General features: G+C 60.6%; 29 protein-coding genes, 1 tRNA gene and 2 pseudogenes. 23 read left to right on the plus strand and 9 right to left on the minus strand.

Going from position 1 to position 24,808, the window contains the following annotated elements:
• Positions 1-45: 45 nt before the first annotated feature.
• From AC56QX_RS21390 to AC56QX_RS21400, 3 genes are all read left to right on the plus strand, one after another.
• A complete protein-coding gene (locus AC56QX_RS21390) occupies positions 46-462 on the plus strand; it encodes a hypothetical protein (RefSeq protein ID WP_497110436.1) in 417 nt (138 codons plus the stop codon).
• A 76-nt stretch (positions 463-538) separates the two neighbouring features.
• Positions 539-814 carry a hypothetical protein gene (locus AC56QX_RS21395; protein ID WP_497110437.1) on the plus strand — a complete coding sequence of 92 codons (276 nt, stop codon included), beginning with the start codon at positions 539-541 and terminating at the stop codon, positions 812-814.
• A gap of 819 nt (positions 815-1,633) precedes the next feature.
• A complete protein-coding gene (locus tag AC56QX_RS21400) occupies positions 1,634-2,260 on the plus strand; it encodes a LuxR C-terminal-related transcriptional regulator (RefSeq protein WP_497110439.1) in 627 nt (208 codons plus the stop codon).
• A 6-nt stretch (positions 2,261-2,266) separates the two neighbouring features.
• On the opposite strand, the gene AC56QX_RS21405 is transcribed toward AC56QX_RS21400, so the two are convergent.
• Together AC56QX_RS21405 and AC56QX_RS21410 are read right to left on the minus strand one after the other, a co-directional pair.
• On the minus strand, positions 2,267-2,746 hold the full coding sequence (locus AC56QX_RS21405) for a hypothetical protein (RefSeq protein ID WP_497110441.1): 480 nt from the start codon (positions 2,744-2,746) through the stop codon (positions 2,267-2,269).
• 41 nt (positions 2,747-2,787) lie between these two features.
• A complete protein-coding gene (locus tag AC56QX_RS21410; protein WP_497110442.1) occupies positions 2,788-3,477 on the minus strand; it encodes a helix-turn-helix domain-containing protein in 690 nt (229 codons plus the stop codon).
• A 347-nt stretch (positions 3,478-3,824) separates the two neighbouring features.
• Here AC56QX_RS21410 and AC56QX_RS21415 point away from each other — a divergent pair, with 347 nt between their 5' ends.
• From AC56QX_RS21415 to AC56QX_RS21450, 8 genes are all read left to right on the plus strand, one after another.
• Positions 3,825-4,664 carry a CsgG/HfaB family protein gene (locus tag AC56QX_RS21415; RefSeq protein ID WP_497110443.1) on the plus strand — a complete coding sequence of 280 codons (840 nt, stop codon included), beginning with the start codon at positions 3,825-3,827 and terminating at the stop codon, positions 4,662-4,664.
• 9 nt (positions 4,665-4,673) lie between these two features.
• The gene (locus tag AC56QX_RS21420) at positions 4,674-5,807 is read left to right on the plus strand and encodes a hypothetical protein (RefSeq protein WP_497110444.1); all 1,134 of its coding nucleotides are present in this window, start codon (positions 4,674-4,676) and stop codon (positions 5,805-5,807) included.
• 63 nt (positions 5,808-5,870) lie between these two features.
• Positions 5,871-6,254 (plus strand): hypothetical protein, encoded by a 384-nt coding sequence (locus tag AC56QX_RS21425; protein ID WP_497110446.1) that lies wholly within the window; start codon positions 5,871-5,873, stop codon positions 6,252-6,254.
• A gap of 39 nt (positions 6,255-6,293) precedes the next feature.
• Entirely contained in the window at positions 6,294-6,677 is a 384-nt protein-coding gene (locus AC56QX_RS21430) for a hypothetical protein (protein WP_497110448.1), read from the plus strand.
• 63 nt (positions 6,678-6,740) lie between these two features.
• On the plus strand, positions 6,741-6,935 hold the full coding sequence (locus AC56QX_RS21435; RefSeq protein ID WP_497110450.1) for a hypothetical protein: 195 nt from the start codon (positions 6,741-6,743) through the stop codon (positions 6,933-6,935).
• 87 nt (positions 6,936-7,022) lie between these two features.
• Positions 7,023-7,319 carry a DUF982 domain-containing protein gene (locus AC56QX_RS21440; protein WP_497110452.1) on the plus strand — a complete coding sequence of 99 codons (297 nt, stop codon included), beginning with the start codon at positions 7,023-7,025 and terminating at the stop codon, positions 7,317-7,319.
• A gap of 208 nt (positions 7,320-7,527) precedes the next feature.
• On the plus strand, positions 7,528-7,791 hold the full coding sequence (locus tag AC56QX_RS21445) for a DUF6074 family protein (RefSeq protein WP_497110455.1): 264 nt from the start codon (positions 7,528-7,530) through the stop codon (positions 7,789-7,791).
• Between the two features lie 2 nt (positions 7,792-7,793).
• The gene (locus tag AC56QX_RS21450) at positions 7,794-8,117 is read left to right on the plus strand and encodes a hypothetical protein (protein ID WP_497110457.1); all 324 of its coding nucleotides are present in this window, start codon (positions 7,794-7,796) and stop codon (positions 8,115-8,117) included.
• Positions 8,118-8,206: 89 nt separating this feature from the next.
• Here the strand turns inward: AC56QX_RS21450 and AC56QX_RS21455 are convergent, their stop codons facing one another.
• Positions 8,207-8,731 carry a hypothetical protein gene (locus AC56QX_RS21455; protein WP_497110458.1) on the minus strand — a complete coding sequence of 175 codons (525 nt, stop codon included), beginning with the start codon at positions 8,729-8,731 and terminating at the stop codon, positions 8,207-8,209.
• A 648-nt stretch (positions 8,732-9,379) separates the two neighbouring features.
• Between AC56QX_RS21455 and AC56QX_RS21460 the strand changes: the two genes are divergently transcribed.
• The 3 genes from AC56QX_RS21460 to AC56QX_RS21470 are packed head-to-tail and all read left to right on the plus strand — an operon-like array spanning position 9,380 to position 11,456.
• Positions 9,380-10,609, plus strand: a complete 1,230-nt coding sequence (locus tag AC56QX_RS21460) for a pilus assembly protein TadG-related protein (RefSeq protein ID WP_497110459.1) — start codon at positions 9,380-9,382, stop codon at positions 10,607-10,609.
• Positions 10,610-10,615: 6 nt separating this feature from the next.
• Positions 10,616-11,056 carry a TadE/TadG family type IV pilus assembly protein gene (locus AC56QX_RS21465; protein ID WP_497110460.1) on the plus strand — a complete coding sequence of 147 codons (441 nt, stop codon included), beginning with the start codon at positions 10,616-10,618 and terminating at the stop codon, positions 11,054-11,056.
• Entirely contained in the window at positions 11,046-11,456 is a 411-nt protein-coding gene (locus AC56QX_RS21470; protein ID WP_497110461.1) for a TadE/TadG family type IV pilus assembly protein, read from the plus strand. The genes AC56QX_RS21465 and AC56QX_RS21470 overlap by 11 nt, the downstream gene beginning before the upstream one ends.
• A gap of 665 nt (positions 11,457-12,121) precedes the next feature.
• On the opposite strand, the gene AC56QX_RS21475 is transcribed toward AC56QX_RS21470, so the two are convergent.
• On the minus strand, positions 12,122-12,424 hold the full coding sequence (locus tag AC56QX_RS21475; protein ID WP_497110463.1) for a hypothetical protein: 303 nt from the start codon (positions 12,422-12,424) through the stop codon (positions 12,122-12,124).
• Between the two features lie 567 nt (positions 12,425-12,991).
• On the opposite strand from AC56QX_RS21475, the gene AC56QX_RS21480 reads away from it, so the two are divergent.
• The 3 genes and pseudogenes from AC56QX_RS21480 (at position 12,992) to AC56QX_RS21490 (ending at position 14,091) form a co-directional block, all read left to right on the plus strand.
• Complete coding sequence (locus tag AC56QX_RS21480; protein ID WP_477437213.1) at positions 12,992-13,201, plus strand: hypothetical protein; 210 nt, start codon at positions 12,992-12,994, stop codon at positions 13,199-13,201.
• Between the two features lie 161 nt (positions 13,202-13,362).
• Positions 13,363-13,533 carry a hypothetical protein gene (locus tag AC56QX_RS21485; RefSeq protein ID WP_497110464.1) on the plus strand — a complete coding sequence of 57 codons (171 nt, stop codon included), beginning with the start codon at positions 13,363-13,365 and terminating at the stop codon, positions 13,531-13,533.
• A 316-nt stretch (positions 13,534-13,849) separates the two neighbouring features.
• Positions 13,850-14,091: pseudogene (locus AC56QX_RS21490) on the plus strand (hypothetical protein).
• 649 nt (positions 14,092-14,740) lie between these two features.
• Here AC56QX_RS21490 and AC56QX_RS21495 read toward each other — a convergent pair.
• Entirely contained in the window at positions 14,741-14,935 is a 195-nt protein-coding gene (locus AC56QX_RS21495; RefSeq protein ID WP_497110465.1) for a hypothetical protein, read from the minus strand.
• Between the two features lie 784 nt (positions 14,936-15,719).
• Between AC56QX_RS21495 and AC56QX_RS21500 the strand changes: the two genes are divergently transcribed.
• A complete protein-coding gene (locus tag AC56QX_RS21500; protein WP_497110466.1) occupies positions 15,720-16,226 on the plus strand; it encodes a hypothetical protein in 507 nt (168 codons plus the stop codon).
• Positions 16,227-16,569: 343 nt separating this feature from the next.
• On the opposite strand, the gene AC56QX_RS21505 is transcribed toward AC56QX_RS21500, so the two are convergent.
• On the minus strand, positions 16,570-17,199 hold the full coding sequence (locus AC56QX_RS21505; RefSeq protein WP_475450396.1) for a hypothetical protein: 630 nt from the start codon (positions 17,197-17,199) through the stop codon (positions 16,570-16,572).
• A gap of 368 nt (positions 17,200-17,567) precedes the next feature.
• Here AC56QX_RS21505 and AC56QX_RS21510 point away from each other — a divergent pair.
• Together AC56QX_RS21510 and AC56QX_RS21515 are read left to right on the plus strand one after the other, a co-directional pair.
• Positions 17,568-17,645 (plus strand): annotated as a pseudogene (locus AC56QX_RS21510) (tyrosine-type recombinase/integrase); the annotation flags it as partial.
• A gap of 3 nt (positions 17,646-17,648) precedes the next feature.
• On the plus strand, positions 17,649-17,834 hold the full coding sequence (locus tag AC56QX_RS21515) for a hypothetical protein (RefSeq protein WP_497110468.1): 186 nt from the start codon (positions 17,649-17,651) through the stop codon (positions 17,832-17,834).
• 7 nt (positions 17,835-17,841) lie between these two features.
• On the opposite strand, the gene AC56QX_RS21520 is transcribed toward AC56QX_RS21515, so the two are convergent.
• From AC56QX_RS21520 to phaC, 3 genes are all read right to left on the minus strand, one after another.
• Positions 17,842-17,916, minus strand: a tRNA-Glu gene (locus AC56QX_RS21520).
• 433 nt (positions 17,917-18,349) lie between these two features.
• Positions 18,350-19,603: a YcbK family protein gene (locus tag AC56QX_RS21525; protein WP_497110470.1), complete on the minus strand. Its 1,254-nt coding sequence runs from the start codon at positions 19,601-19,603 to the stop codon at positions 18,350-18,352.
• Positions 19,604-19,818: 215 nt separating this feature from the next.
• Positions 19,819-21,654 carry a class I poly(R)-hydroxyalkanoic acid synthase gene (gene phaC, locus AC56QX_RS21530; RefSeq protein WP_497110471.1) on the minus strand — a complete coding sequence of 612 codons (1,836 nt, stop codon included), beginning with the start codon at positions 21,652-21,654 and terminating at the stop codon, positions 19,819-19,821.
• Positions 21,655-21,752: 98 nt separating this feature from the next.
• On the opposite strand from phaC, the gene AC56QX_RS21535 reads away from it, so the two are divergent.
• The 3 genes from AC56QX_RS21535 to AC56QX_RS21545 are packed head-to-tail and all read left to right on the plus strand — an operon-like array spanning position 21,753 to position 24,758.
• Positions 21,753-22,145, plus strand: coding sequence for a hypothetical protein (locus AC56QX_RS21535; protein WP_497110472.1), 393 nt, complete (start codon positions 21,753-21,755; stop codon positions 22,143-22,145).
• A 45-nt stretch (positions 22,146-22,190) separates the two neighbouring features.
• Complete coding sequence (locus tag AC56QX_RS21540; RefSeq protein WP_497110473.1) at positions 22,191-23,408, plus strand: LL-diaminopimelate aminotransferase; 1,218 nt, start codon at positions 22,191-22,193, stop codon at positions 23,406-23,408.
• A 36-nt stretch (positions 23,409-23,444) separates the two neighbouring features.
• On the plus strand, positions 23,445-24,758 hold the full coding sequence (locus AC56QX_RS21545) for a homoserine dehydrogenase (protein WP_497110474.1): 1,314 nt from the start codon (positions 23,445-23,447) through the stop codon (positions 24,756-24,758).
• Positions 24,759-24,808 lie beyond the last annotated feature (50 nt).

A 24,808-nucleotide genomic window follows, 5' to 3' on the forward strand; every position in this document is an offset into this window, starting at 1 on the left:
CACGGTTTGCTTTCCTTTCCAGCCATCGTAAGCTAGGGCGGGACGATGTTTTGGAGATCGCGTCCAGCCCAAAAGCGCGCCAGATCGCTTGAAGCGCCGCTGACGGCAGCCTGCTCATGTCTGATGGGCTTGGTGCTGCTGGCGATGCTTTGCCTCGGCCGGCCTGATGTGTCCGCCTTCGCGGACCCTGCCCAGGGCGGCGCCAGCGTTGGCCTGGAACGGTCGGGCGAAGTCGCGGCGCTGCTGCGTGTCACCAACAAGGCCCAGGCCCTGGAGGTTCGCACTGCCCGGCCGGTGCTGGCCAAGTTCGCCGGCGGTTATCCGGCGCTGCCGGCCCCGCAAGCTGTTTTCCTTTGGCTCGCTCCGATGTCGCCGGCGGTGGTTGTTGCCGGATCGGGCACGGTCTTCGCCGCTGGCGCGAGCACCAACCAGCCGCGTGCGCCGCCCTCCACGCAGGCCTGAACGGTCCAGGACCGCACGTTCACCGCCATTTCCAAGCCATTCGCGTCGCGACCCGTGCGGCGGCCAGGAGCCGCGCATGGCGGGTGCGGCGCGTCATTTTCGGATGATTGCAATGCAACAACGTATCAAGACATTCAAAAGCCTGTCGCGTGCGGCCTCGGCTGCTTCGTTCCTGTCCGTCCAGGCGTTCATCTGTATCGGGACCGTCTATTGGGCGATCGCCGAGACGCTCTATCTGTCGGGAAGCGGAGCGCTCGTCCTTGGCGCCTTGTTCGCCCTGCCGTCGGCCTATGTTCTGCTGACGGCGGTGCGCATGGCCTTCGACGCGGAGACCGACCCGATCAATCAATAGTGGTGCCGTCGAGTGGGAAGGTTCTGCCGGACGAACTGTTGCCGGCAGGACTTTGCTTGGGCCGTTTGCAGCAAAAACGGCCGTTTCCGCCGTGACGACGCACTTCCGAACTCCTCGATCTTGTCGTCATCTCCGGCAAGGACAAGGCATCGGCCTGCGATGATGTTCGTCGGTTTTTCGCGGCAGGTGCAGAGGGAATGCACGGACCGGCCGGCGACATCGCGATAACGGCTCAAAGCCCGACAGTATTGGCATTGTCGACGCTGGGGCGCTGCCACAAACTTCGAATATCAGGGCACTGCGATAGGACATCCTCGCGCCGTGCAATTATTGATCGGGGAGCGAGTGCTAAAACCGTACTGCTTGGTGGTGGCGCCGGTTTCGACCGAGAGACCGAGCGCGCGGCCCCGTGCATGAGGGCCTAGCCGATAGCCGTAGAGGCAGTCGGTGAAAGCGGTACGGCGTCGAGGATATGCCAAATTGGCGGAGTGGTGTATGTGACGTTTACCGGTTTTCAAAAAAGCTATCGCGTCGAGCCCCTACTGTATCATCGGAAGCGGCTCTCTTTGCATTTGCCGGTTTATGCCTTACAATGGTTAAACATTTAGACAATATCTTAGAGATGGGGGTCGTCGTCAGCGGTGTTTTTGCCGCATCCTGATCATGCTGTTGGGGTTGCTTCAAATTCTCTGATTTGTCGCATTTCGTTCCGGGGGAATCATGCGTACGTGCTTGGTCGGTCTGAGCAAATTGTTTTGCGCGGGGCTGACTAGGATATTGCAAGACACCGCTTTTGCGGTGGATTGCGAAGCAATATCCATGCATGAAATCTTGCCACTCTGCGATGAAGGCCAATGGCTCTTTCTGGTCCACAAGCCGAGTGACATCAGGACGATTACGGACGAGATCCGCCACCTGAAATCCCTTCAGCCTGCCGCCTTCGTCGTTCTGCTCGCAGACACCGTTGAGCATAGCCAACTCGCCGCAAGTTTCGCCGGCGGCGTGGACGGCTATCTGCTGAAGGAGATTTCGCCCGAGGCTTTGCTTGAGTCACTCAATCTGGTCGTGCTTGGCGAAAAAGTATTCCCCAGCCAACTGGCGTTGCTGCTCGGAGGAAAAAATTGGGCGCGCGCACAAACAAAGGACGTGCAGCTTTCACATCGCGAGCTTCAGATTGTCGAATGGCTCATCGATGGCTGCTCCAACAAGATAATCGCAACGAAACTCAGCATCACGGAAGCCACCGTGAAGGTTCACGTCAAGACGATCCTAAAAAAAATCGGGGCTCAGAACCGCACACAGGCAGCTATATGGGCGTTGCAGAACGGCTTTTCGACAACCCCGAACGGCTTTTCAACGACGCCGCAACGGCGCGTGGCAGATTTGGCATTGTCCGGCAAAAACAAAGCTGTAGGAGTTCGGACGACGGAGCCTCGCCGCGTTTAATTTAACTCAGGGATAGACCATGCTGGTCCACTGATCGACAGAGTTGCCACCGCCCGCGATCAAGCCATAGACAGCTCCGGTCCAGGAATCGACCATCTGCCCTGAGGTCGTGCCAATCTCGGACCGGAAGGACAGACCGTTGAATTTTACAAAAAAACTGTTGAACTGATCAACGCCATTGCTCCATGGCAACCTCTTATGCGGAACAAGGGTCGCAACGCCACTCCCTCCTGATATCGTGCCGATCGCCACGCCGCCTGGCCCGTGTCCAATTTCGACAAGGACGCCATCCGGACCTCGGGCAAGGTTATCCGGTGCCGCTCCGGTGAGCTTCTGATCGAGGATAGCCTGCTTGCCCGCAGTGCTTATGCCCATGCCGCCGGCAGCAGGAAAATTGAACGGCTTGTTGTTCTGCTGCGCGTCGGCAACACCAACAAACAACAGGCAAGCCAAACACCCTGCAATGAGCGGAACATGTTTGCGCATGAATTTCATCCACCGGCCAATTAGCGTAGGACAAAAATGGCTCAATTCGGTGGAAAGGCAAGGGATCTCATCTTTTTAGTCAAGCCGCTGTCATAGGGAGTAGAGCGTTCAACACCCGAAGGCATTGTGGCGGAGAATACAGCCGCTTCGGTGCGGTTGCGAAACTCCAGGACGGCGATGATGCGGCGGACTTTGAATTTTACCATGGCAAGGGAAAGGCTTAGCTTGCAGGCTATCAACTTGTTGCTGCTGCCCCGGCCCAGTTCGCTCAGAATCTCGCGATCCTGCAATGACAGATACGAGATTCGTAGCAGGCGAGGGTTGACGCTTGCGCTGTCGCTATCGATGCCTCGCGGCATGATGCTCAGGCCATAGCGGCTGAGCGTGACCAGGGTGGGAAGGTGGGCCAGGTTTTCATCGGTTAGCACAAAGGAATTCCCAGTCGCCAGGCAATGAAAATTCATCAGTGCATTACGCTCAAAGGCAAAGATCATCGGCCATCGTGGCTTGACCGGCATAGCGTGCCGCCAGCGCCTGGCGGCTTCCGGAGACGCGATGACAGCGGTGAAGTCCAGTTCAGGCCACGATCCAGAACTGACACTTGGCTTCTCAAACACCACGTGCTCGTGGCGGCTTGAGGTAAGCACCGTCGCGATAGCAGCCGCAAGCGCTGACTCGTCCACCGCAATACCGACGATGCTTCCGGCATTGATGTCTTCGGAGGTTGGCATGGCAACCCTGGCCCTGTCTAAACAGCGATGCTTTAACCGCGAGACAGGGCGCTCCGAGTTCCCTCGAATCTTGCCACGCCCTCTCGCGGCAACAAGAAAATGCGCTGCATCCTCCAACGTTGAAACTGACTATTGCATATGAGACACAGCTCTTTCGAGGTAATCATTTCGGGCTGTGCACCACTCCAACTTTCCCTTTTGGCGAGAATATTGCGTACCCATTATTCTCGGCAGTATGCCTATTTGAACCTCGCTCGACTATTAATAACATTTAACGTTTCCGACGCACTCGCTTAGCCTTCCAGTTGTGGGGCAAAAGGCCGTGCACGACGGCTGCGGGGGAAACGATGTTGAAGGCTATGTTCGCCTTGTCGACAGCCAGTGCTCTGGCTGTTTCGGGATGTGCCACGGTACCGCCAGACCTTACCTCGGCGGGCGTCAAGCCTCTCTACAGCTACGCAGTCACCAACAATCCGACCCCCTACAGCCAATGCCTGGAGCAGTTGGCGGCTCTCGACGTGAAGACCAAACGCCTGCCGGTATTTTCAGTGGGAGAAATCGCCGACAAGACGGGGCAGATCGACGCCGACAACAACAGCCACGCACTCAGCCAGGGTGCGTCGGAAATGGTGATCAGCGCGCTCCAGAAAACTAAGAAAGTGAAACAGGTCGAACGTCTCGACCTTCGCATTCCACTCGCGGAAGTCAAACTCGCCGAACAGAAGAAGCTCTCCCGCACGGAAGCGCAATACGGCAAACTGCCCGCAAGCGACTTCATAGTCGTCGGCGCCCTGACGGAACTCAACTACAATATCGTCTCCGGTGGCGGCCAGCTCTTCATCAAGGGCATGGGCGGCAGCGCGCGCACGGTCGTCATCAACGTCGCGCTCGACTTGCGCGTCATCAACGCCCGCAACTTCCAGATCGCTTATGTCTCAAGCCTGCAGAAGCAGATCTACGGCTACGAAGTAGAAGCCAACGTCTTCAAATTCTTTGGAAATACCCTCGTCGAGTTCGACGCCGGAGCGATTCGCAATGAACCGCTTCAGCTTGGCGTGCGGTCCGTCGCTGAAATGGCAGTCTACCAGATCATGACGGAGTTTCTCGGTCTGCCGGGGGGCGACAGCTGCGCCTTAGTGAAGAACGGGAACATGGCGTCTTACTTGAAGCAGAAACCAGAAGCGTAGGAGAGAATGATGACGAACTACAAGACATGGCTATTGGGCGCGGTGGCATCCGCTGCGCTGATGGGGGCCGCACCTGCGGCGTTCGCCTTCGACCAGGTCGACTGGGCCTGGGACAACGTCACCCACGAAGATCTCAACCTTGACATCGATGTCACGACCAACATTGATCCGACCGGCCTGGTGCAGGTCGAAAAGCTGCAGGCGCATTTCGGCGACATCACTGCAGTGTCGAATGTCAGCGGCATCAATAACAACGCGGCTGGCGCCACCGATGGAACGATCGACCAGACGTTTGACGCTGCAATCAACTATATCGACGGCAGCCCGGCCAATATCAATGACACGGCGGAGTCGGCAACCAATGCCATTTCCGGCCCGCCGGCTTCCAGCTTCACGTCTCAGACCGTCGGCGGCCTCACTGTAACCCTTGTGGATCAGGGCGCCGGCAATTACGGAAACGTGGATGAGATTGGTGAGCAGGCCAACTTCCAGATCAACGTGTCAGGCACGCTGGCATCGGCTGGAGCGCTCGATGCAGCTGATCTGCCTAAGGTGGAGAATGCTGCAACTGCGGTCTCCAACAACCAGAGCATCTCCGCGGACGTCCCGATCTACCTGCATGACGCTCAGTTTGCTGCGGGCAATTTCAACACGACCTGTGGCGGCGATGGAGAAGGTGACAGCAGTTGCCCTGACGCGCTGGGTTTCCTCATCGGAGCTTACGGCGTCACCGAGGTCGACGGCGAGTTGCAGGATCTGAACGAGCACACCTCGATCGCCGGCCTGCTGACGGTTGCAGCTGCGACCGGCTTCATCGAGCCCGCGGCGGTTTCCGCATCGGCAAGCGTTTCCGACATCCTCAATGCCTATGTCGAAAACTCGGCGACCGCGGTCACCAACAATGCTTCGTTCTCGATCTCGTCTGACAACCCGGCCAATCATGTCGTCGTGGCCGATCTAACCCAATGGGGCTATGCCAACGTATCGGCGGCCGCATCGGTCACGGATGTCAATCTCAACAACTATACTGGCCTTGGCGCAGCCGGCTTTGGCGGCGGCGGCGATATTACGCCGATCATTTCCAATTCGGCCACGGCGGTTGGAAACAACCTGAGCATCAAGGTCGGGACCCCCGACATTTGATCGATACCACTTGGGAGGGGCGCACAACGCCCCTCCTTTCTCCTAGCCAAGAAAGGCATCGCTATGATCACGCCCAGAATGTCTATTGTCTTCGGCACAATCTGCGCCGCCGTTTTTCTGGCCGGTCCCACCTTTGCCGACCCGCTTATGGGAAACGCAGGATGGCAACCCCGGCAGGAGGCCAGTCGCGCGAGCATTGCCGCGCTGATGGATTCTCATGCAAAGGCCGATGCGACCGCGGGCTATGCGGGAACGTCATTTGGCTGCGGCGGCGGCGGCACCGCTACGTCCACGGGCAACTATACGTGCATTATCATCAACGGCTCGACCGCGGCCATCGATACCAACCAGGACAGTACAGGCAACCAGACCTCGAACACGAACACGACGGCCACTGCCAACGGCGCAAATGAAAGTCTGTCGTCGATCCTCGAAGGTCTCAACTGAAGCCTTCTGCCAAGATGGTCACTGACATTGGAGGGTTGAATGCGACAGGTCATTATTTTCATGGTTCTCATCTTGTCCATGGCCCCGGCCTATGCCGCAGAACGCTGGGCGGCCCTTGCCAGTAGCAATGAGGCTGTAGCCCCAATCGCTTGGGGGAAGAACCAGAAGGCCGCTGCCAAGGCGGCATTCGAGGCTTGCACAGCTGTCTCCAAGACCTGCAGCAGCAATCCTGCCACCACAAACAATTCAAAGGCCGTCTTTGCCGAAGTCTGTTGCCTGTATCCCAAGATGGGATGCGTGGCGGCCGCGGCCAAGACAGCCGAGGACGCCTCCAAGGCAGGTTTGTCCGTAATCAAGAAGGCTGGCTATTCGGGGTGCACGATGATGCGAAGCGTCGGCGTCAAAACAGCTGTGTCAAAGTGATGGCGGCAATGTCGGGTTCCAGGTGACCCGAGCGCAAATGTTCCCACCATCTTCGCGCTGACCTTGCCGATCGTTGTCGGTGCCGCGGGTTTCGGTGTGGAGACCAGCCTGAAACTGCAGGCGACGTCCGATGCCAGGGTCGATGCCGGCGCGTTCGAACAGATATCGGGTTCCGACAAGCCGACGATCATCGCGGCCGCGACCCAGGCAGAACTTTCCTCGGTCCGTTTGCAGCAGAAACGGCCGTTTCCGCAGTGACGACACATTTGCCCGCCACAAATCGGGCAACGCAACTTTTGATGACGAACTGCGTTGCTTGGGCGGCGCCAGTTCGGGAGATGTCTGATGGACAGATTGCAATTCGAGGTGCCGGTGCGCATTGCGCAAGGCCCCGGCTTGCCCGTCGAGGAGATTTACAGCGTCGAGCAGGCGCTGGATTTTCTCCAGGACTGGCCGGCGCGCCGGCAGGGGCCGGTGTATCAAAAAGCCTTCAATGCTTGCTTTGGCGCCACGGTTGACGTGGTCAAGACCGAGGATGCCTGTCGGGCGTTCATGGCGTTCTGCCGTGTCACCGGGCTGATGGCCAGCGACATGATGGCGCCGCGGAAGCGTGGCGGCGAGGCGAGGGGGCTGCAGGCCTGACGACTGCTTCGCCTGTCCAATCGACCAACTCGGCCTTTCAACCAACTTTGCTTGAACGCGTGATGATCTCATGTGCTGATCATTGTGTGTGTGTCCTTCCGTGACGACGCATCGACGGCGGCGTTAAGCTTCCGTTTCCACATCAGAGGCTACGCCATTGCTTGTTCGGCAATGGTTGATTCGTTGCGTCAGTCTCATGGTTCGGAAGATGTCCCCAGCAAAAGTTCGTGCATTCCCAATCGACCGTCAGCTATTCCTCGTCAGAGAAGTTGCAGCCAAGCTCGACCATCTGCATGGCGAATCTGCAGCCTCGTTCTGGAGGGCTAAAGCAGCCGAGTTGCTTGACCTCGTTGTCGGGTCAGGCAGAGACAGGGCAACAGCCAGTGATGAAGTACGCAGGTTTTTCCTGGCCGTACAAAGAGAGCTTGCAGCTGGACTGGCGGCTGAGGCGGCTCCAGTTCTTTCCGCCTGAAAGTGCCGGCAACGGCCTATGCCGAACCGACGGGCGAGACAAATCCGTTCGATGCCTTGACCAAGGCCCCTAACGAGCAACGCTGGAATTACTGGGCGACGGAGGACGGCAATTCGGGCGTGGCTTCCGGCGATCCTGTGGTTGGCAGCGCGGCCCTTCGCTACAAGTCCGGCAACTTGGCCGTCCGCTTGGCAGCGGCAGAAGACGCTGTCACCGTCAACGCTGGCGTCAAGCTGAACCGGAACTCCAGCACCTCGGTGTACGCTACTTTTGATGGCAGGTTCGCTGACAAGGTGCAGACCTACGGCAATATCGGGTTCAGGTGAACTGATAGCGCCAGGGAACTGATCCGCGAAGCGGGACATTGAAGAGGCGGGGCCTTTGATGAACCAGCCCCGCCTCAAATTGTTTGGGCTTATGCGCCCTGCAGACGGGCTATGTCGTCAGGAGTGGCAGGGCGCTCGATGATGGTGCGGCCGGTTGCATCCTTCATCTCGAACTGGCCGTTCTCGACCTCCTCCTTGGTTCCGTCGGGATGAGTGACCTCGATCTTGCTGCCGTCCACTTCGACCTTGTTGCCGGTCGTCGGATTCACATGCTCATGGCCGTCATCGTCGCCATGATCGTCGGCACCATGGTCGTCACCGGCGCCATCGTCAGGCCCGCCCGAGCCGGAATTGCCGCCGTCATCTCCTCCGCCATCGGAGCCGGAATTGCCGCCTGAACCGGAGCTGCCGCCGGAGCCGGAACTACCGCCTGAGTCGCCGCCATGGCCCTCTCCGCCACCGCCCCCACCACCTTCGCCCTTCGCGTAGGCTGCGGCGGGGCCGATCTTGGCCACGGCGTGCAGGTTTAGTTGATAGGGGGCTGCTGTCAGAGCCAACGCTGTCGAGGCACGCAATGCGAAGAAGATGAATCGGCTCGAAGTCAATTTAGGCATGATGGTCCTCCTTGCTAACCTGGAGGCAACGTGGCCAGTCGCTCGATTATTCCTGAACTGGCCGGAGAGAAGGCAAACCAGGACCAATGGAGGCGATGCATAAGACTTATGGCCCGGATATCTCGGCCCAACGTCCTGCCTGACCTTCGCTAGCGACTGCTAGTGACGGAACATCCTGTCCAACGAGACTGACAACTTCACTGCTTCGATACATCAAAGTTAAATGCGGACAACTTGCATCGTTGCTAACAAGGTGCGGCGGGGGGGGCTGCTCGGGAGGAGCGCCCATGGATATACGAGATCTCGTTGCGAAGATGTCAGCCAAGGTGCTGAAGCGCCGTGCGGATACCCTGTCGGTATCCATTAAACCGATCCGCGCATCGTTGGCGGACATTCCACGTGGGTCGCGACAGAGGCCGGTGCATCGCCCGTCGCCTCCGGTTCGTCCGGCCAGCAACATGTAGCTCCAAGGCTTCGTGGGCGGAAAGGTTGCCACACATTGCTATGGGGCCGGAGTCCGGCTGCCGCGAGATTTGTTCATCGTGATTTCGCGTGCGCGAGTCAGGGGCCGGCTGTTTGAAGCCAATTCAAAAATGAAATGAACTTTTTAGCCGTTCCTTCATATATGCGTGGTTTCTAATTTAAGTTATGGCTTTCAATTGCTTCACCCGAATTCGGCTGATGGCGACCGGTATACGCCGGAGCGCAAGCGCGAATGTTGCCACCATCTTCGCTCTCAGCCTGCCGATCGTTGTCGGCGCCGCCGGCTTCGGTGTGGAGACCTCCTACTGGTACTACAACAGCCTGAAACTGCAGGCGACGGCCGATGCCGCGGCCTATGCCGGCGCGCTGGAGAAAATCTCGGGTTCCGACACGCCGACGATCGTCGCGGCCGCGACCCAGTCGGCGGCAACGAACGGGCTTGGCTCGGGCACGATCGTCGTCAACACGCCGCCGGCGTCTGGACCGAACACGGCGAAGAAGGCGGTCGAGGTCATCGTCGGCCAAAAGCTCGACCGGATTTTCACCTCGATCTTCACGCAAGGCCAGGTTCCCGAGCAGGCGAGGGCGGTGGCCCTTATCACCGATGCCTCGAAAGCCTGCGTGCTCGCTCTGGATCCGTCCGCCTCGCAGGCAGCCCTGTTTTCGGGCAACACCAGCGTTAAGCTCATCGGCTGCTCGGTCATGGCCAATTCGATCGCCTCGGATGCCATCAAGCTTCAGGGCTCGGCGAGCCTCCAGACCGATTGCCTGATATCAGGGGGCGGTGTTTCTCTGAGCAATCCCGTCACGACCGTTTGCGCGGCCCCGATCACGCAGGCGCTGCCTGCCGCTGATCCATTTGCAGACGTTCCGGCACCGGCGGCCTCGAACCCCTGCCAGAACGCCAACAAGTCGCCGCTGAAACCCGGCACCTACTGCAATGGGCTCAGCCTTAGCGGCACAGTCACAATGCAGCCTGGCGTCTATGTCATCCAGAGCGGCGATTTCAAAGTGAATGCGAACGCCAACGTCACTGGTGACGGCGTCACCATTTACCTCGCCGGCGCCTCGCGGGTCTCGATGAACGGCAATGCAACCGTTACTCTGAGCGCGCCGACGTCCGGCACCTATTCCGGTGTGCTGATGTATGGCGACAGAACCAGCACCGGCGGACAGAGCACCTTCAACGGCACGGCGGATTCGCTGCTGACGGGCGCGCTTTATTTCCCCAAGCAGCAGGTCAATTATCTCGGCAATTTCTCCGGCAAGAACGGGTGCACCCAGGTCGTTGCCAACACGATCCAATGGTCAGGGAATTCAACCATCGACCAGGATTGCACGAGCCTCGGAATGCGTGACATTCCGGCTACGCAGTCCGTGGCACTGGTCGAGTAGCCCGCGGTGGCGCGCCGATCAAAATCGATCCTTGGCAACGGTTCGGGCGTTGCCGCGGTCGAGTTCGCGTTGGTCTTGCCTTTCCTGTGTCTGGCGCTGCTCGGCATCGTCGACGGCTGGTCCTATATGACGAATTCGCTGTCGATGCGCGCCGGGGTGAAGACCGCCGCGAACCTGGTCATGGAAGGATCGACCAGCGATACGGCGACCCAGGCCGTTGCCATGTCGAGCTGGGAGAAGCGGCCGGCGGACGGCCAGGTCACGCTAAGCCGGATCTACATGTGCGGGACGACCGTGGTCGATGCTTCCACCTTGTGCAGTGGGCCAAAGGTGCCATCGGTCTTTGTACAGATCCAGGCATCGGCCACCTGGACGCCGCCCTTCACCTTCGGCGTCTTTTCTGCCCCCAGCATCATCGGCCATCTGGAGGTGATCCGTGTCCGCTAAGTCTGGGGCAAGCGCCTTCAGGCGGGATCGGTCGGGTGGGGCTGGGTTGGAGTTCGCCCTGATTGCGCCGTTCCTCATCATACTGCTGTTCGGGATCTTCGCCTTGGGTTGGTCGATGCATTCCGTGTCCAGCGTTCGCTATACGCTGGAGACGTCATCCCGCTCGCTGCAGCTTCAGAACACGCTGACCCAGGCCGACATCCAATCAATCGCCACGCAGAAATTGCAGGCCCTGGGTTTGAAGGATGTGAACGTGACGATCGCCATCGATCCGGCGAGTGGCGGCTTCCGGATGGCACATCTGACCGCCACCTATGCCTTCGTCGTCGACTTCCCTTACCTCAGCGCCTTCCCGATCAACTACGCCACCACCGTTACCGTGCCGCTGGTCGGCAGTTAGGCTCGCGGGCCGCTCAGGATGTCCGCTATTCCAGACCCTTGGCTATGTGCGTATCGCCGGAAAAGCCGAGCGACACGTCCACCGCTTTCTGCAATTCGTCGGGATTGGCGGTGTCCGGGTCCAGCCCGAGATAGACCGGTGCCTAGCCCAGCACCTGCTCGGCGTCGTCGAGCATGGTGATGCCGCACGGCGCGAATCTGGCTGTTATCTCAGGGTCGAAAAGTATACGCAGCGAGTCGACCGGGGAATCGGACATGATCGCGCGGATCTTCTCGGCATTTGTAGCCGGACAGCAACTCTTGGTCGGCTCGCGTCTTTGCTCCAGGACGCGAGCCACTCCTCGTGGCGCAGGACGGGCTAACCGCGCGGTCTGTTTTTCCGTCCTGACGAACTTTGCGCCGGGTTTGTGGACAATCTCGCGGATCGTTGGTCTCTTAGCCAAAGGGATTTCTTTTTTCTCGCCAGCAACTCATCGTGATCACCGTCGTCAGCGGTCGCTCGGTCATGCATCACAGCAATGACGTAGTCGGCTCTGTTCGTTCGATAGTCGCCTTTTTGGACAGACATCGTTTCCTCCCAGTTCGCTGCCCCTCCTTTGCCCCGGCGGATTAACTGCCGATGCATCGCGCGAGTCTACCAATTGGGGATTGTGTGAAACGATACATTCAGCAGTCGTGCCGATCGCCTGACAGGATTGCGTCGTGCGCTGATCCTTCTCCATTGATCTTTTCAATCTCCGGGCCTGGCGTCTGGTCGGTCGCCGGAGCCCGCTTGCAATCCTGGCCCTTGCAGTCGAGGACGGGGTCTTCGGCCGGAGCCTGGCAATTTTGCCCCTCGCAATGGACTGGCGGCTGCGGAGGCGTCCCTTCGCCGTTTGGCGGAACAGGCTTATCTTCAGCGTGTACGGCCGATAGTCCTGCCAGGCCGACGATGGCCGTGCACGAAAGCGATGTTCGCAGCAGGTTCATTCCCGCCTCCACGGCTGAGAGCGTGAAGAACTTACACTTTCGAACCGGAGCCGACATACTGCCACCCGAAACTGGCGCTGATCTCTTCCTCGCCATGGATCAAATAGACCTTGGCTGGCTAAGGCAGACCGCCAGGACGCTTCGGGCAATACCGCTGACTCATATGGCCGGCGCGCTGCTTGCGCTCCTCACAGGGCCTGCAATCGCGGGGAGCGAGGCATGCTAGCCCGAAACCCAGTCACCGAGGTCGAGATCGAGGGCGTTGGCGTTTTATCGGCTTCCGAATCAATGGCAGGCACACTTGCGCGGCGAGCAGGACCTGCGGCACGCTTCGCTGCAGGATTTCCGGGAGGAGCCTGATAGCGCACGCTTACCATCAGATCGACAGTCTGTTGGGGTAGGTCGCGATCGCGCAACTAAGCCAAAATGAATAGGGCATCTCACTATTTCTGCAATCGACAGACGTAAAGGCTGAAGGTTCTGCAGTTCCCTGCAACACATTGGGTCTGTACGATCATCGCGCCATTCGCCTGCCGACCGCGCAAAAAAAAGGATGGACGTTTTCTTATGGAAGCAGCCGAATTGCGGGCGATTAGCGACACTCTCATCCGGATTGTGAGGCCCGAGATGACGCCCAAGCAATTGATCAAAGCGGCACGCAGGGTGCATCCACACGCCTCGAAGAAGAATATCGTTCGGGCCGCGTTCTTCTTGATCATTTCCCATGCGGATGAAGACCTCGGCAAATCGAGGAAATTGTGGTGGCAACGGCGATGAGAATCGGCAAAGGGCGCCAAGATCGGAACTCCCGACCCGCCGGCAGCGATACGGCGCGCCGAGCTAGACCAAAAGTGTAAGGCCCGTCACATTGCGGCAGCGGGCGGATTGGAACATTTTCCCCGGTGATGACGTTTCAGCGACATCAGGGGGGGCAATTGATGAACAAGCAACCGTGGAAGACTTCGGTCGAGATCGAGGAAGTCAAAGACAGGTATTATGTGCGGGTTATCGAGGACGGTGTGGTAAGCATCAAGGGCTTCAGTTCCAAGGAAGATGCCAAAGCCTTCGCCCAAGACGAACAGGCGCGGCTCGGGCTCGCACACTCCTGAAGACCATTTCCTAGAGGAGCGACTCACACGCAAGGGGGCCTCCCCGCAGAGGTGCTTGACGATTTGGCACTGGCGACAGGCGGGCGCCAGGACGCCTCGGCGGCTTCAGCGTGGCCGCCGACTTGACATGCTCATCAGCCAAATCCGGCGTGGCGCAAAGCGTCAGGCTCGGAGCACGTAGCCAACGAGGGCCCAGAACCCGGCTGCTATGAAGTAAATCCCGCCCTCCTGCCGATTGGATAGTGCTGGCCTTGCCCACCGATCTCAGGAATAGGATCATGTGCTGCGGCGAGCCCCATCAAAATGGAGATCGCCAATGGCCAGATCAAAACCTTCCCAGCAGTTATCGCAGACCGAGATCGAGCGCTTCCTGGTGGCAGCGGGAGCGCTGCACCTGAGCATCATCAAACCGTTCATATCGCCACACTGCGACCATTATCGGGCAACGCGTGTCCTGCACGTGGTGCTGTTGAAGGCCGTACGGGACGTCAGCGGAAGGAAGTCCAGTTTATCCAGTGGAACACCACAGGAGCGGTGCGGCCTCCTACGGCTGGGTAGCGCCATCGAGCCTGCCGACATTAAGCGGTTGTACGAACAAAGCCCCGGCGCAGGGTGAATCGCCGGGGCCTTGGCCATGTACGAGCTACATTCCATGTCCGCATATGATGGTGCGCTAATCTGCTTAACAAACGATAAGTTCAGCGTGCAACTTGAAGTTGGCCGGCAGCGCGATTCGACTGGAACGATGTTCGAACCACCCAAGCCCGGGCTTAGGGCAGCGGCCCAGCAGCTTGGTTGCTAGAGGGACTGGCAGCGGGAGGCCGCTGGGCCTGACCGGCAGGAGCCTTGAGGACGGGCGCGCGTCCGGCTAGCTAATGTATACGCCTTTGCTGATACACTCAGGATTTATCAATATGAACGAATGGGAGCAGCAAAAGGTGATCACAAGCCGGCCATAACCTACATCGTGAGCGTGTTCGACAAGCCCCGCACTGGCGCGAATTACTTCCGCCAAGGGAATTTGAGAATCTTAGCCTCGGCCACCGGCTCCAAGGGATCGTGTCCCGGCTCCTCGCATCCCAATGGATGAAAGGCGGGACTCTAAAAGCTGCGAGCGATCCCGCCTTTGTCCTGATCGACAAAGGTAAGAAACTCCCGCTCGAGATCGGTGATAGAGACTGAATCGCCGTCTATTTGTTGCCAGTTCTCATGTTTGCAGAAAGCGGAACCACCGCTGGAAATCGATGGCTTTGTAGAACTCTGAATGCTGGATTTTGATATTGTCAAAATGGAGCTTCGCTTGGTCGAGAGACGTCTGGCCGCCGTTGTCCCGAAGGCGTTTTAACCCTTCCACCTGGCTGCCCATTCCTGCAAAAACCAGTGCCCATTCCTGCAGTCTCACTAGTGCCCATATGGGCATGATCTCTTATATCTCGGGAGGGTTTGCCCGATGACAGCCCAGGTAACCCCGTTCCCGACGCCTTCCGTAAGGGCCGCATTCGCCACGTCGCTTCGATCCTCCGGCGCAAGCGTGGCCTTGATGCTGATCGGTATCGGCGGCAACAAGTCATGGTCACGCGTCGCCAGATGATGCGGCCGGCAGTGACTGCGATGTGATCGACCGCGAACTGCGCGCCTTCGCCGATGCTGTGTTCTGCTGCGTGCCCATGGGCGGCCACCGCGGAGGCAGCGCCGCATCACCGCCTATCGCTCCGCCGCCGTCTGCATCGAGCAATCGCTGGCCTGCTTGGCAGAGGCAGTCGAACGCATGCCGGAAGATCGCTTCCTCGCCGAGCACCAGGCCGCGCACGATGCGCCGCGCTCGGCCGCAGTCGACATGGTGGCCACGGTCCCAGGGCGCGAGTGGTGGCGCCGGTGGCCCGAGGGTCGCGACGAATGAGACGCCGGCCTTGCTCAACCCCCGCGATTGGTGGGGCGGTCGATCTTTGCCACGCTGCCAACGGCCTCGACCAGACACCGCATCCTGGCGCGCCGCGCGATATTTGCGGCCAGCATTTCTTCCGAACGGGCAAGTGCGAGTTCGGCCCGTCTGTGTCGCTGCTCGGCGCTATCGGCCGCCGTCCCGTGGCCGTGGGGGTCCATAGTGTCCATGCGTTTCCAACTCACCGCGGGCGATATCGTTCCCTGATGTCGGGCTCTTCCTCCGCGCGAGAGGGGCTTGACCGGTGTCCTTCACCGCCATCCTCGCCGACGAGAGCGCCGGGCTGGTGCTGGCCGACTTATCCCCGATCGACCAGGCAGCCCTGGCAGGCGTTCCGGCCTCGTCGCTGCTCGCCTTTGCGGCTGCGATATCGTCGGCGCACCATCAGCGTGCCGCGCTCGTCGCCCGCGATTGCTGCCTCATCGCCCTTGCCGAGGACTTCCATTTCTCCGCTGCGCAGATCGCCCGCGAGATGAGCCGATATGCTGGCAACGGGTGGAAGCGCGACTTGGCCGCCGATGCATGCCCGGGCGCAGGGCAAGCCGGCGGCTATGAAGTGCGCGTCGATACGCTGAAGGCCTGGTCGCTGCCGATCAGCATGAAGAAGGCCGACACCATCCCTGCCGTGCTTGATCGCGTTGCCGGGCTGCGCGCCGATCTGGTCGACGTCGAGACACGTCCCTGGCCTGTCGATATGCCAAGCGGCGTGCTGTCGCCGAGATCGAGTTCCTCGCCTCAAGGGGAGAGGTGAAGGTCAGCAACTCTGTCGACTACCGGAACCAACTCGGCTGGCCTCTCGCCTCTGCTGACGTGGTGCCGCGCGGATACGGCAAGCGAGATGCCGAGGCATGCCGGACCTCTATGACGAGCACACCGTCTCGCCGGACGTGGCGCTGACGGCGTGGTTGTTCAAGGCCACGATGATTGCGCGCATCTGTGCCGAGTTCGACGAGTTTGCCAAGAGGAACGCGCAATGTCTGAGGATGAGCGCGTTTCAATCTCTGATCGATGACAGAATGACGGTGACGGCTCACTGTCACAATTCCGCGTGCACCACGCCTATTGCGCGGCCGAACAACGCTTCCTGCGGGCCATTAGTCCGGCGCCCCCTCCATCGGCAGGATGGCGACGGTGGTGCGCATCGTTCGCCTTCGGAAGGCGCGACGCCACTTGTCGGTGAAGGCGTTGGCTGCGGCCCAGAAGGTCGCATCGGCGTTTCCGCCGCTCAGGTGTTGCAGGTGAAAGTCGATGACGTAGGCCGAATGGCCCATGATTTCAGCGTTCAGGCAGAGATCCGCGCCGTAGAGGTGAAAGCCGTCGAGGTCGCTGGAAAAGCCGATGCGCGGACCTTTGCGCACCACGATGAAGTTCTCATCCAAAGACATGACCCGAACCGGGAACGGCCCCCCCATCGCCGTGTCGCCGGTGTTCGGATCGGTGATCCGGATCGCAAGGGTGCCCGCATCGGTCCCGCCTGCGTTGCCGGCCAGCGCCCATTTCGGGTCTAGCGCTGTCAGCTCGGCCAGTCGGGCGTCGAGCTCAGCCCGGCCATCCTGCATGAGGCGGATGTCCTCATGGCAGAGGATGACGTATCGGCCTTGTGCCTGGTTGAGGACTTCGTTCAGCCCGTGGAAGGCGTCCCATTGATCGTCGCGCCGGTTGTCAACGACCAGGAACTCGCAGTCGTCCACGCCGAAGCCGTTGGCGACGAAGGTCTCAACCATTGCCTCGTATTGCTCGGTGTAGCGGGACAGCGTACCGATGGTGTAGGCTTTGCCCTCCGCTCGCAGGGATATATTGCTAAGTCGAACGTCTATCGTTTTCGTCATGCCCCTTCGCCTCCACGATGGCAAGTTTCCCGATTTCCATTCAGCCGAAATAGTGCGAGGGCTTTCCATCCTTCGAATAGACCCAGTTGCCGTCGACGTAAAACTCGCGGTCCATCGGAAACCACCTACCTCTGGAATCCTTCGCTCTGTCGGAAGCCCAGCGGGTACCCCCAGGGCTGGATAGCTAACACGCGGGTGTAACTTCGCCTAATAGCACCTTCAGCCGTTTCCAACGATGCCAACTGTCCCGGCCCGCGGCCGGCCTGCCGCATTGCGCCTCGCATGGTCTTCGCAAGGCGGGCGCTACTCGCCTCGCCAATGCCGGGGCGACCGAATCGGAGATCATGGCTTACCTTGGGCACCGCACGCCGGATGAGGCCAGAACCTACGTCAAGAAATTCAACCGCAAGCTGCTCGGCGACACCGGCATGGAGAAGGTGGCGAGGGCGACAAGCGAACAGGGTTTGTCGAACCGGGTTGAAAGGTTGGACATTCATCGCCGCAAGGCATTGAATGAAAAGGGCAGTTAAATGAAGGTGGTACGCCCAAGGGGAATCGAACCCCTGTTACCGCCGTGAAAGGGCGGTGTCCTAACCGCTAGACGATGGGCGCGCTCAGACGAAGCGGCTTATACTGACGTTGTGCGCAACCGGCAACCCGTCAGTTGCCGCCTTGGACAACTTTTTTCCGGTGTTTGGAAACATGGGTGTTTCGTCGCGGCTGCACGGCTGGTCATTAGCTGAGACACCCCATCGCTTCGTCATTCTAGGGCGGAGCAAGGAGCGAAGCGACGCGGCGCAGACCCTGGAATCCATGCTGCGACTTTTGAGACGCCGCAGCGGTGCAGAATTCGGTTCCGCAGCGCTCTTTGGCCAGGGCGCGGCATGGATCCTCGGGTCTTCGCGACGGAGCTTCGCTCCTGCTCCGCCCGTGGATGACGAAGTGGGGGGACGCTTCGGTCAATCTCGAATGTTCGGGAGGCTGGAACAATGCTGGCGGAACGATCTTGGCCGCTAACACGCCCAGTCTAGGCGCGTGAATGCCGTTAGCCGTCGTCACCACCGCCGCTGCGCCGGCGGCAGCGCCAGTTCCAGTCGCGCTCGGGGCCGACGTCGACGTGGACCGATTCGGTGTGGCAGTAGGTGCCGACGCCGCCGCGGCCGGGCATGGTCCTGATGTAGTTCGCCAACTCCCATTTGGAGACGCCGGGCACCTGGATGTCGGCGGCGGCGCAGTACATGTGCAGCGAATTCTTGGCGCCGTTGGCGCGGCGGTTGCGGGCCGGGTCGCGGTAGCCTGACGTCACTACCATCTTGCGGCCGTAATGGCCTTCGATCGTCTTCAGCACGCGCACCAGCGACGGCTTCAGGCAGGCGACATCGACGGTCTCGTTCTGTTTGAGCAGCCCGTTGGGCGCGAGCCGCGCCATGCCGGCGGCGGACGCGACCTGATAGGAGCCGCCGATTGGGCCCTCGTCCTCATTGAGGTCGACGTCGCTTTCGTCGTCGAGGCCGGATTTGCGCTTGATCTCGAACAGGGCGGTCTGGCGCACGCCGGGCAAGGCGTCGCCGCCCGTAATGTGACCGGCTTCGTCACCGGTCGAGGCCAATTGTATCGGCTTTGCCGTGGAGTCGGCCGAGGCCAGCGTGATGATCGGCTTTGCCGCCGCTGCCGGCTTGGCTTGCGCGGCCGGCTGTTCGCCCGACCTAGTGGTGACCAGGGGCGCTGGCGTTGCCGAAGCGGGCGTGGCGCCAAACATCGAGGCCAGGAAGCCTTTTTTCTTCGGCGCGTCCGCTTGCGGCGCCTCGCCAGCGGTCACATAGACCGGATTGTTCATCACCGGCGCCGCCGCGGGCTTCGGCGTCGTCACGGCGGCATCGGCGGCGGCGATCTTCTGGGCGACCGCGTCGGTCTGCTGTGCCGTCTGGGCCGGCTGCTGCAAGGCCTGCGGCGTCTGTCCCGCGATCGTCTCAACGCCGGCTGGCGTTGTCAGTGGAAAAGCGGCTTGCGGCTTGGCCACAGGTACGTAAGCGACCTTTTCGGGCAACGCCGTGTCGCCTTCGCTCATCACGGTCGTTTGCGTAGTCGTCGTCGTCGATGTCGAATCGGCGGTGGCGATCGGCTTGCCGGTGGCGGCCGCATTGATGTTCGAGGCGGAGGCATTGTAGCCGGGCATGCCGACCGACATTGTCGGGTCGCCGGCCGAGGTGCAGGAGGCCAAGAGCAAAGAGCAGAGCGCTGCCACGATGGCGCGGCGTTCTCCCTTTGCGAGGCTCCATCCTGCTGATTTCAAAGTCAAATTCCCCCTCGATGTCCGGTCGGTATGTCCTTGCCGCAGCCTAAGATGTCTGCGTCGAGGTGACCTTTGTCTCCGATCCGGAAACGAGACCTGTGTCAAATCAGCAAGCCTGGAAGTATTTTTACAGTGATTGCCGAATTACGGCTGCTTGATGGTTGACGACACCATTTCGCCCGCTTTTGACAAGCCGTCAACTCACCAGACATTACAGTCCGTTACACACGCACCTTGACATAGCTGCCGGGAGCATCACCCAAGGTTTTCATATGCTTGCCGGGTTTGCGGGCCGGCACGCGGGTGTTGTCCTTGTCCTCGATCCAGCTTTGCCAGTGCGGCCACCACGAGCCCGGATGGTCGGTTGCACTGGCTATCCACTGGTTGAAATCGCCTGTTGGCGTGCCGCCGGTCCAGTACTGGTATTTGTTGGATGCAGGCGGATTGACGACGCCGGCGATATGGCCGGATCCCGCCATGACATAGTCGACCTTGCCGCCGAAATATTTCGAACCGAGGAAGACGGACAGCGCCGGCGCGATGTGATCCTCCTTCGACGCGAGGTTGTAGACCGGGATGGTGATGTCGCCCAGCGAGACCGTGTGGCCGGCGAGTTCCATCGTGCCCTGCGAAAGCGTGTTGTCGAGGTAGCAGTTGCGCAGGTAGAAAGAATGGTTGGCCGCAGCCATGCGGGTCGAATCGGCGTTCCAGTAGAGCAGGTCGAAGGGCAGGGGATCCTTGCCGCGCATGTAGTTGTTGATGACATAGGGCCAGATCAGGTCGCCGGAACGCAGCATATTGAAGGCGGTCGCCATCTTGGTGCCGTCGAGATAGCCCTTCTCGTTCATCGACTTTTCCACCGCCGCGACCTGGTCCTCGTCGACGAAGACTTTCAGGTCGCCGGCATAGGTGAAGTCGACTTGCGTGGTGAAGAAGGTCGCCGACTTGATGCGGTCGTCGCCCTCCTGCGCCATCAGCGCCAGTGCCGCCGCCAAGAGCGTGCCGCCGACGCAATAACCAATCGCGTTGACGTCGCGTTCACCGGTGGCCCTCTCGATCGTGTCGAGGCCGTATTGCAGGCCCTCGCGGATATAGGCCTCCCAACCCTTGGCGCCGTGGCGCTCGTCGGGATTGATCCAGGAGATGACGAAGACGGTGTGGCCTTGCTCGATCGCCCAGCGGATAAAGGATTTCTGCGGGTTGAGGTCGAGTATATAGAACTTGTTGATCCAGGGCGGGCAGATCAGCAGCGGGCGCTTAAGCACTGTTTCCGTTGCGGGATCATACTGGATGATCTCGGCGACATCGCTGCGGCCGACCACCTTGCCGGGCGTGGTGGCGATGTTCCTGCCGATCTCGAAGGGCGAATAGTCCGCCTGGCGCATTTTCAAGTCGCCCTTGCCGGCGGCGATGTCCTCGGCCAGCATCTTCATGCCGCGCACCAGGTTCTCGCCGTTCGAAGCGACGGTTTCGCGGAACAGTTCCGGGTTGGTCAGGATGAAATTCGACGGCGAGATGGCGTTGGACACCTGCTTGACGTAGAAGCTCGCCTTGTGGCGGGTGTGCTCGTCCAGACCTTCGGCGTGATCGACCAGTTCGGACGCCCAGCGCGAGGTGACGAGATAGGCCTGCTTGAGGAAATCGAAGAAGGCGTTGCGGCCCCATTCCGGATCCTGGAAGCGCTTGTCGCCGCGCTCCGGCTTGACCGCATCGTCGGGGCCTTCGGCGCTGGGACTGACGCGCTGGATGGCGTTCGCCCACACGGTCATATAGCCGGCGAACAGCCGCGTCTGCGCTTCGAGTGCGCGCTGCGGATCGGCAAGCCAGTATTCGCTGAGCTTGGAGAAGGTCTTGACCATGTCGACGACCGGCTCGGCGACGTGGTCGCGCACTTCGCCGCGTTCGCGCGGTTCGGCCCAGGCGGACGCCGCCTTGCCGGCCTGCTCGACCATGCGCGCCATATTCAAGGCAAAGCGCTCCGGGTCCTTAACCAGATATTGCTCGACGGTCGAAGGCTCGTCATCTTCCGTTTTGCCCGAATCGGGTGTTTTGGACATGGTTCGCGGGGTTCCTCCCGAAGCGTTTTCTTGACATAGTAACATGGGACATCCGACAGGGTCCAATCTGGCTCTACCTCGGCTGCCAAGGAAACAATATGACGATTAATATTGGCGAGACTGTTTTTTTTGGTGCCGCACGCTTTTTCCGCATCGGCGCGGCGATCGTCCTGTTGGGGATCGCCGGGTGTTCGAGCACGAACAGCAGCGGTCCGGTGCCGATGGCCGATAATGCAGGCCCCAAGGATACCGGCACATTCCCGAACCTCAACATCCCGCCACAGGTGGCGAACAAACAGCTCACCCCGGACGAGAGCAAGGCCAAGCTCGCCGAACTTAAGGCAGCAAAGAACGCACAGGGCGCCAAAGGTGGTGGCGGCGCTGCCAGCAATCAGGCGGCATTGACGGACCTCGCCAAGAAGCATGGCCCGCAGACGCTGACGCAGATCGAAGGCAAATGCGACCCCACCCTCGACCCTACCTGCAAATGAGTATATAGCGCGCGCCCAACACTCCTTTTGCTGTCTGGAACTGCCATGGAAGAGTTTCACAAGGTTCGCCGGCTTCCGCCTTACGTGTTCGAACAGGTCAACCGGCTCAAGGCCAGCGCCCGTTCGCGCGGCGCCGATATCATCGACCTCGGCATGGGCAATCCGGATCTGCCGACGCCCAAGGCCATCGTCGACAAATTGTGCGAAGTGGTGCGCGATCCGCGCACGCATCGCTATTCCTCCTCGCGCGGCATTCCGGGGCTGCGCCGCGCCCAGGCCGCTTACTACGCCCGCCGCTTCGGCGTGAAGCTCAACCCCGACACGCAGGTGGTGGCCACGCTTGGCTCGAAGGAAGGCTTCGCCAACATGGCGCAGGCGATCACCGCGCCCGGCGACGTCATCCTGTGCCCGAACCCGACCTATCCGATCCACGCCTTCGGCTTCATCATGTCGGGCGGCGTCATTCGCTCGTTGCAGGTCGAGCCTGATGATGGTTTCATCCCAGCGCTTGAGCGCGGTGTTCGTCACTCGATCCCGAAGCCGCTGGCGCTGATCCTGAACTATCCGTCGAACCCGACGGCGCTGGTCGCTTCGCTCGATTTCTACAAGGACGTGGTAGCGTTCGCGAAGAAGAACGACATCATCATCCTGTCCGATCTTGCCTATTCCGAAATCTATTTCGACGGCAATCCGCCGCCTTCGGTGCTGCAGGTCCCGGGCGCCATCGATGTCTGCGTCGAGTTCACCTCGATGTCGAAGACCTTCTCCATGCCCGGCTGGCGCATGGGCTTTGCGGTCGGCAATGAGCGGCTGATCTCGGCGCTGACCCGGGTGAAATCCTATCTCGACTATGGCGCCTTCACGCCGATCCAGGTGGCGGCGGCCCATGCGCTCAATGGCGACGGCGCCGATATCGCCGAGGTGCGCGACATCTACCACAAGCGGCGCGACGTGATGGTCGATGCCTTCGGCCGTGCCGGCTGGAACATTCCGGCCCCGGCGGCCTCGATGTTCGCCTGGGCGCCGATCCCCGAGCCGTTCAAGCATCTCGGCTCGCTCGAATTCTCCAAGCTGCTCATCGAGCACGCCGACGTGGCGGTGGCGCCCGGTGTCGGCTTCGGCGAACATGGCGATGATTTCGTGCGCGTGGCGCTGGTGGAGAATGAGCACCGGATCCGCCAGGCGGCGCGCAACATCAAGCGCTTCCTGTCGACCAGCGCCAAGCAGCCCAACAATGTGGTGCCGCTGTCCGCTCACCGATAAGCAAAATTCGATCTGATTTGAGGGACGTCGCCTTCCATGGCTGAAGCATTGCGTGTTGGAATTGCCGGTCTTGGCACGGTCGGTGCGTCGGTGGCGCGCGTGCTGCGCGACAAGGCGGCCGAGCTGACCCGGCAATGCGGGCGCGACATTGTCGTGTCAGCGGTTTCGGCGCGCGACCCGAAGCGCGACCGTGGCGTCGATGTCAGTTCGGCAAAATGGTTCGACGATCCGGTCAAGCTGGCGCAGAGCGCCGATATCGACGTGTTCATCGAACTGATCGGCGGCGACGAAGGGCCGGCGCGCCTGTCGGTGAAGGCGGCACTCGAAGCCGGCCGCCATGTCGTCACCGCCAACAAGGCGCTGCTCGCCAAGCATGGCGTGGCGCTGGCCGAGATCGCCGAGAAGAAGGGTGTGCTGCTCAACTACGAGGCGGCGGTGGCGGGCGGCATTCCCGTCATCAAGACGATGCGCGAGGCGATGGCCGGCAACTCGGTCACCCGCGTGTTCGGTATTCTGAACGGCACCTGCAACTACATCCTGACCCGCATGGAGGCCGAGGGCATCTCGTTCGATGCCTGCCTGAAGGATGCGCAACGGCTGGGTTATGCCGAGGCCGACCCGACCTTCGACATCGAGGGCCATGACACGGCGCACAAGCTGTCGATCCTGACCAGCCTTGCCTTCGGCACCAAGATCGCCGCCAACGACATCTACATGGAAGGTATTTCCAACATCACCCAGGCCGACATCCGCGCGGCCGGCGATTTAGGCTACCGGATCAAGCTGCTCGGTGTCGCCCAACGCACCGAAAGCGGCATCGAGCAGCGCGTGCATCCGACCATGGTGCCGACGGCCTCCGTCATCGCGCAGGTGCATGGCGTCACCAATGCGGTGGCGATCGAGACCGACATTCTCGGCGAGTTGCTGCTCTCCGGCCCCGGCGCCGGCGGCAACGCCACCGCCTCGGCTGTCATCGGCGACGTCGCCGACATCGCCAAGAGCCGGCCAGGCTTCCAGCATGGTCCGGTGTTCGGCCGGCCGGCGAAGGAATTGCGGCCGTACAAGAAGGCGCAGATGCGCAGCCATGCCGGCGGCTACTTCATCCGGCTGACCGTGCACGATCGCATCGGCGTCTTCGCCGCGATCGCCAAGCGCATGGCCGATAACGATATTTCGCTGGAATCGATCGTCCAGCACGCGATCAGCGGCGAGGCGGCGGCGCAGAAGACAGTGATCCTGGTGACGCACGAGACCACCGAGGCCGCCGTGCGCAAGGCCGTGGACGGCATCACCAAGGACGGTCACCTGACCGACAAACCGCAGGTCATCCGCATCGAGCGGGCAGGGTAGCTCCGTCCCGGGGGGAAGAATCCCCTCCGGCCTCGCGGTCGATCCGATTG

Source organism: Mesorhizobium sp. RCAM 06353, from assembly GCF_059683585.1.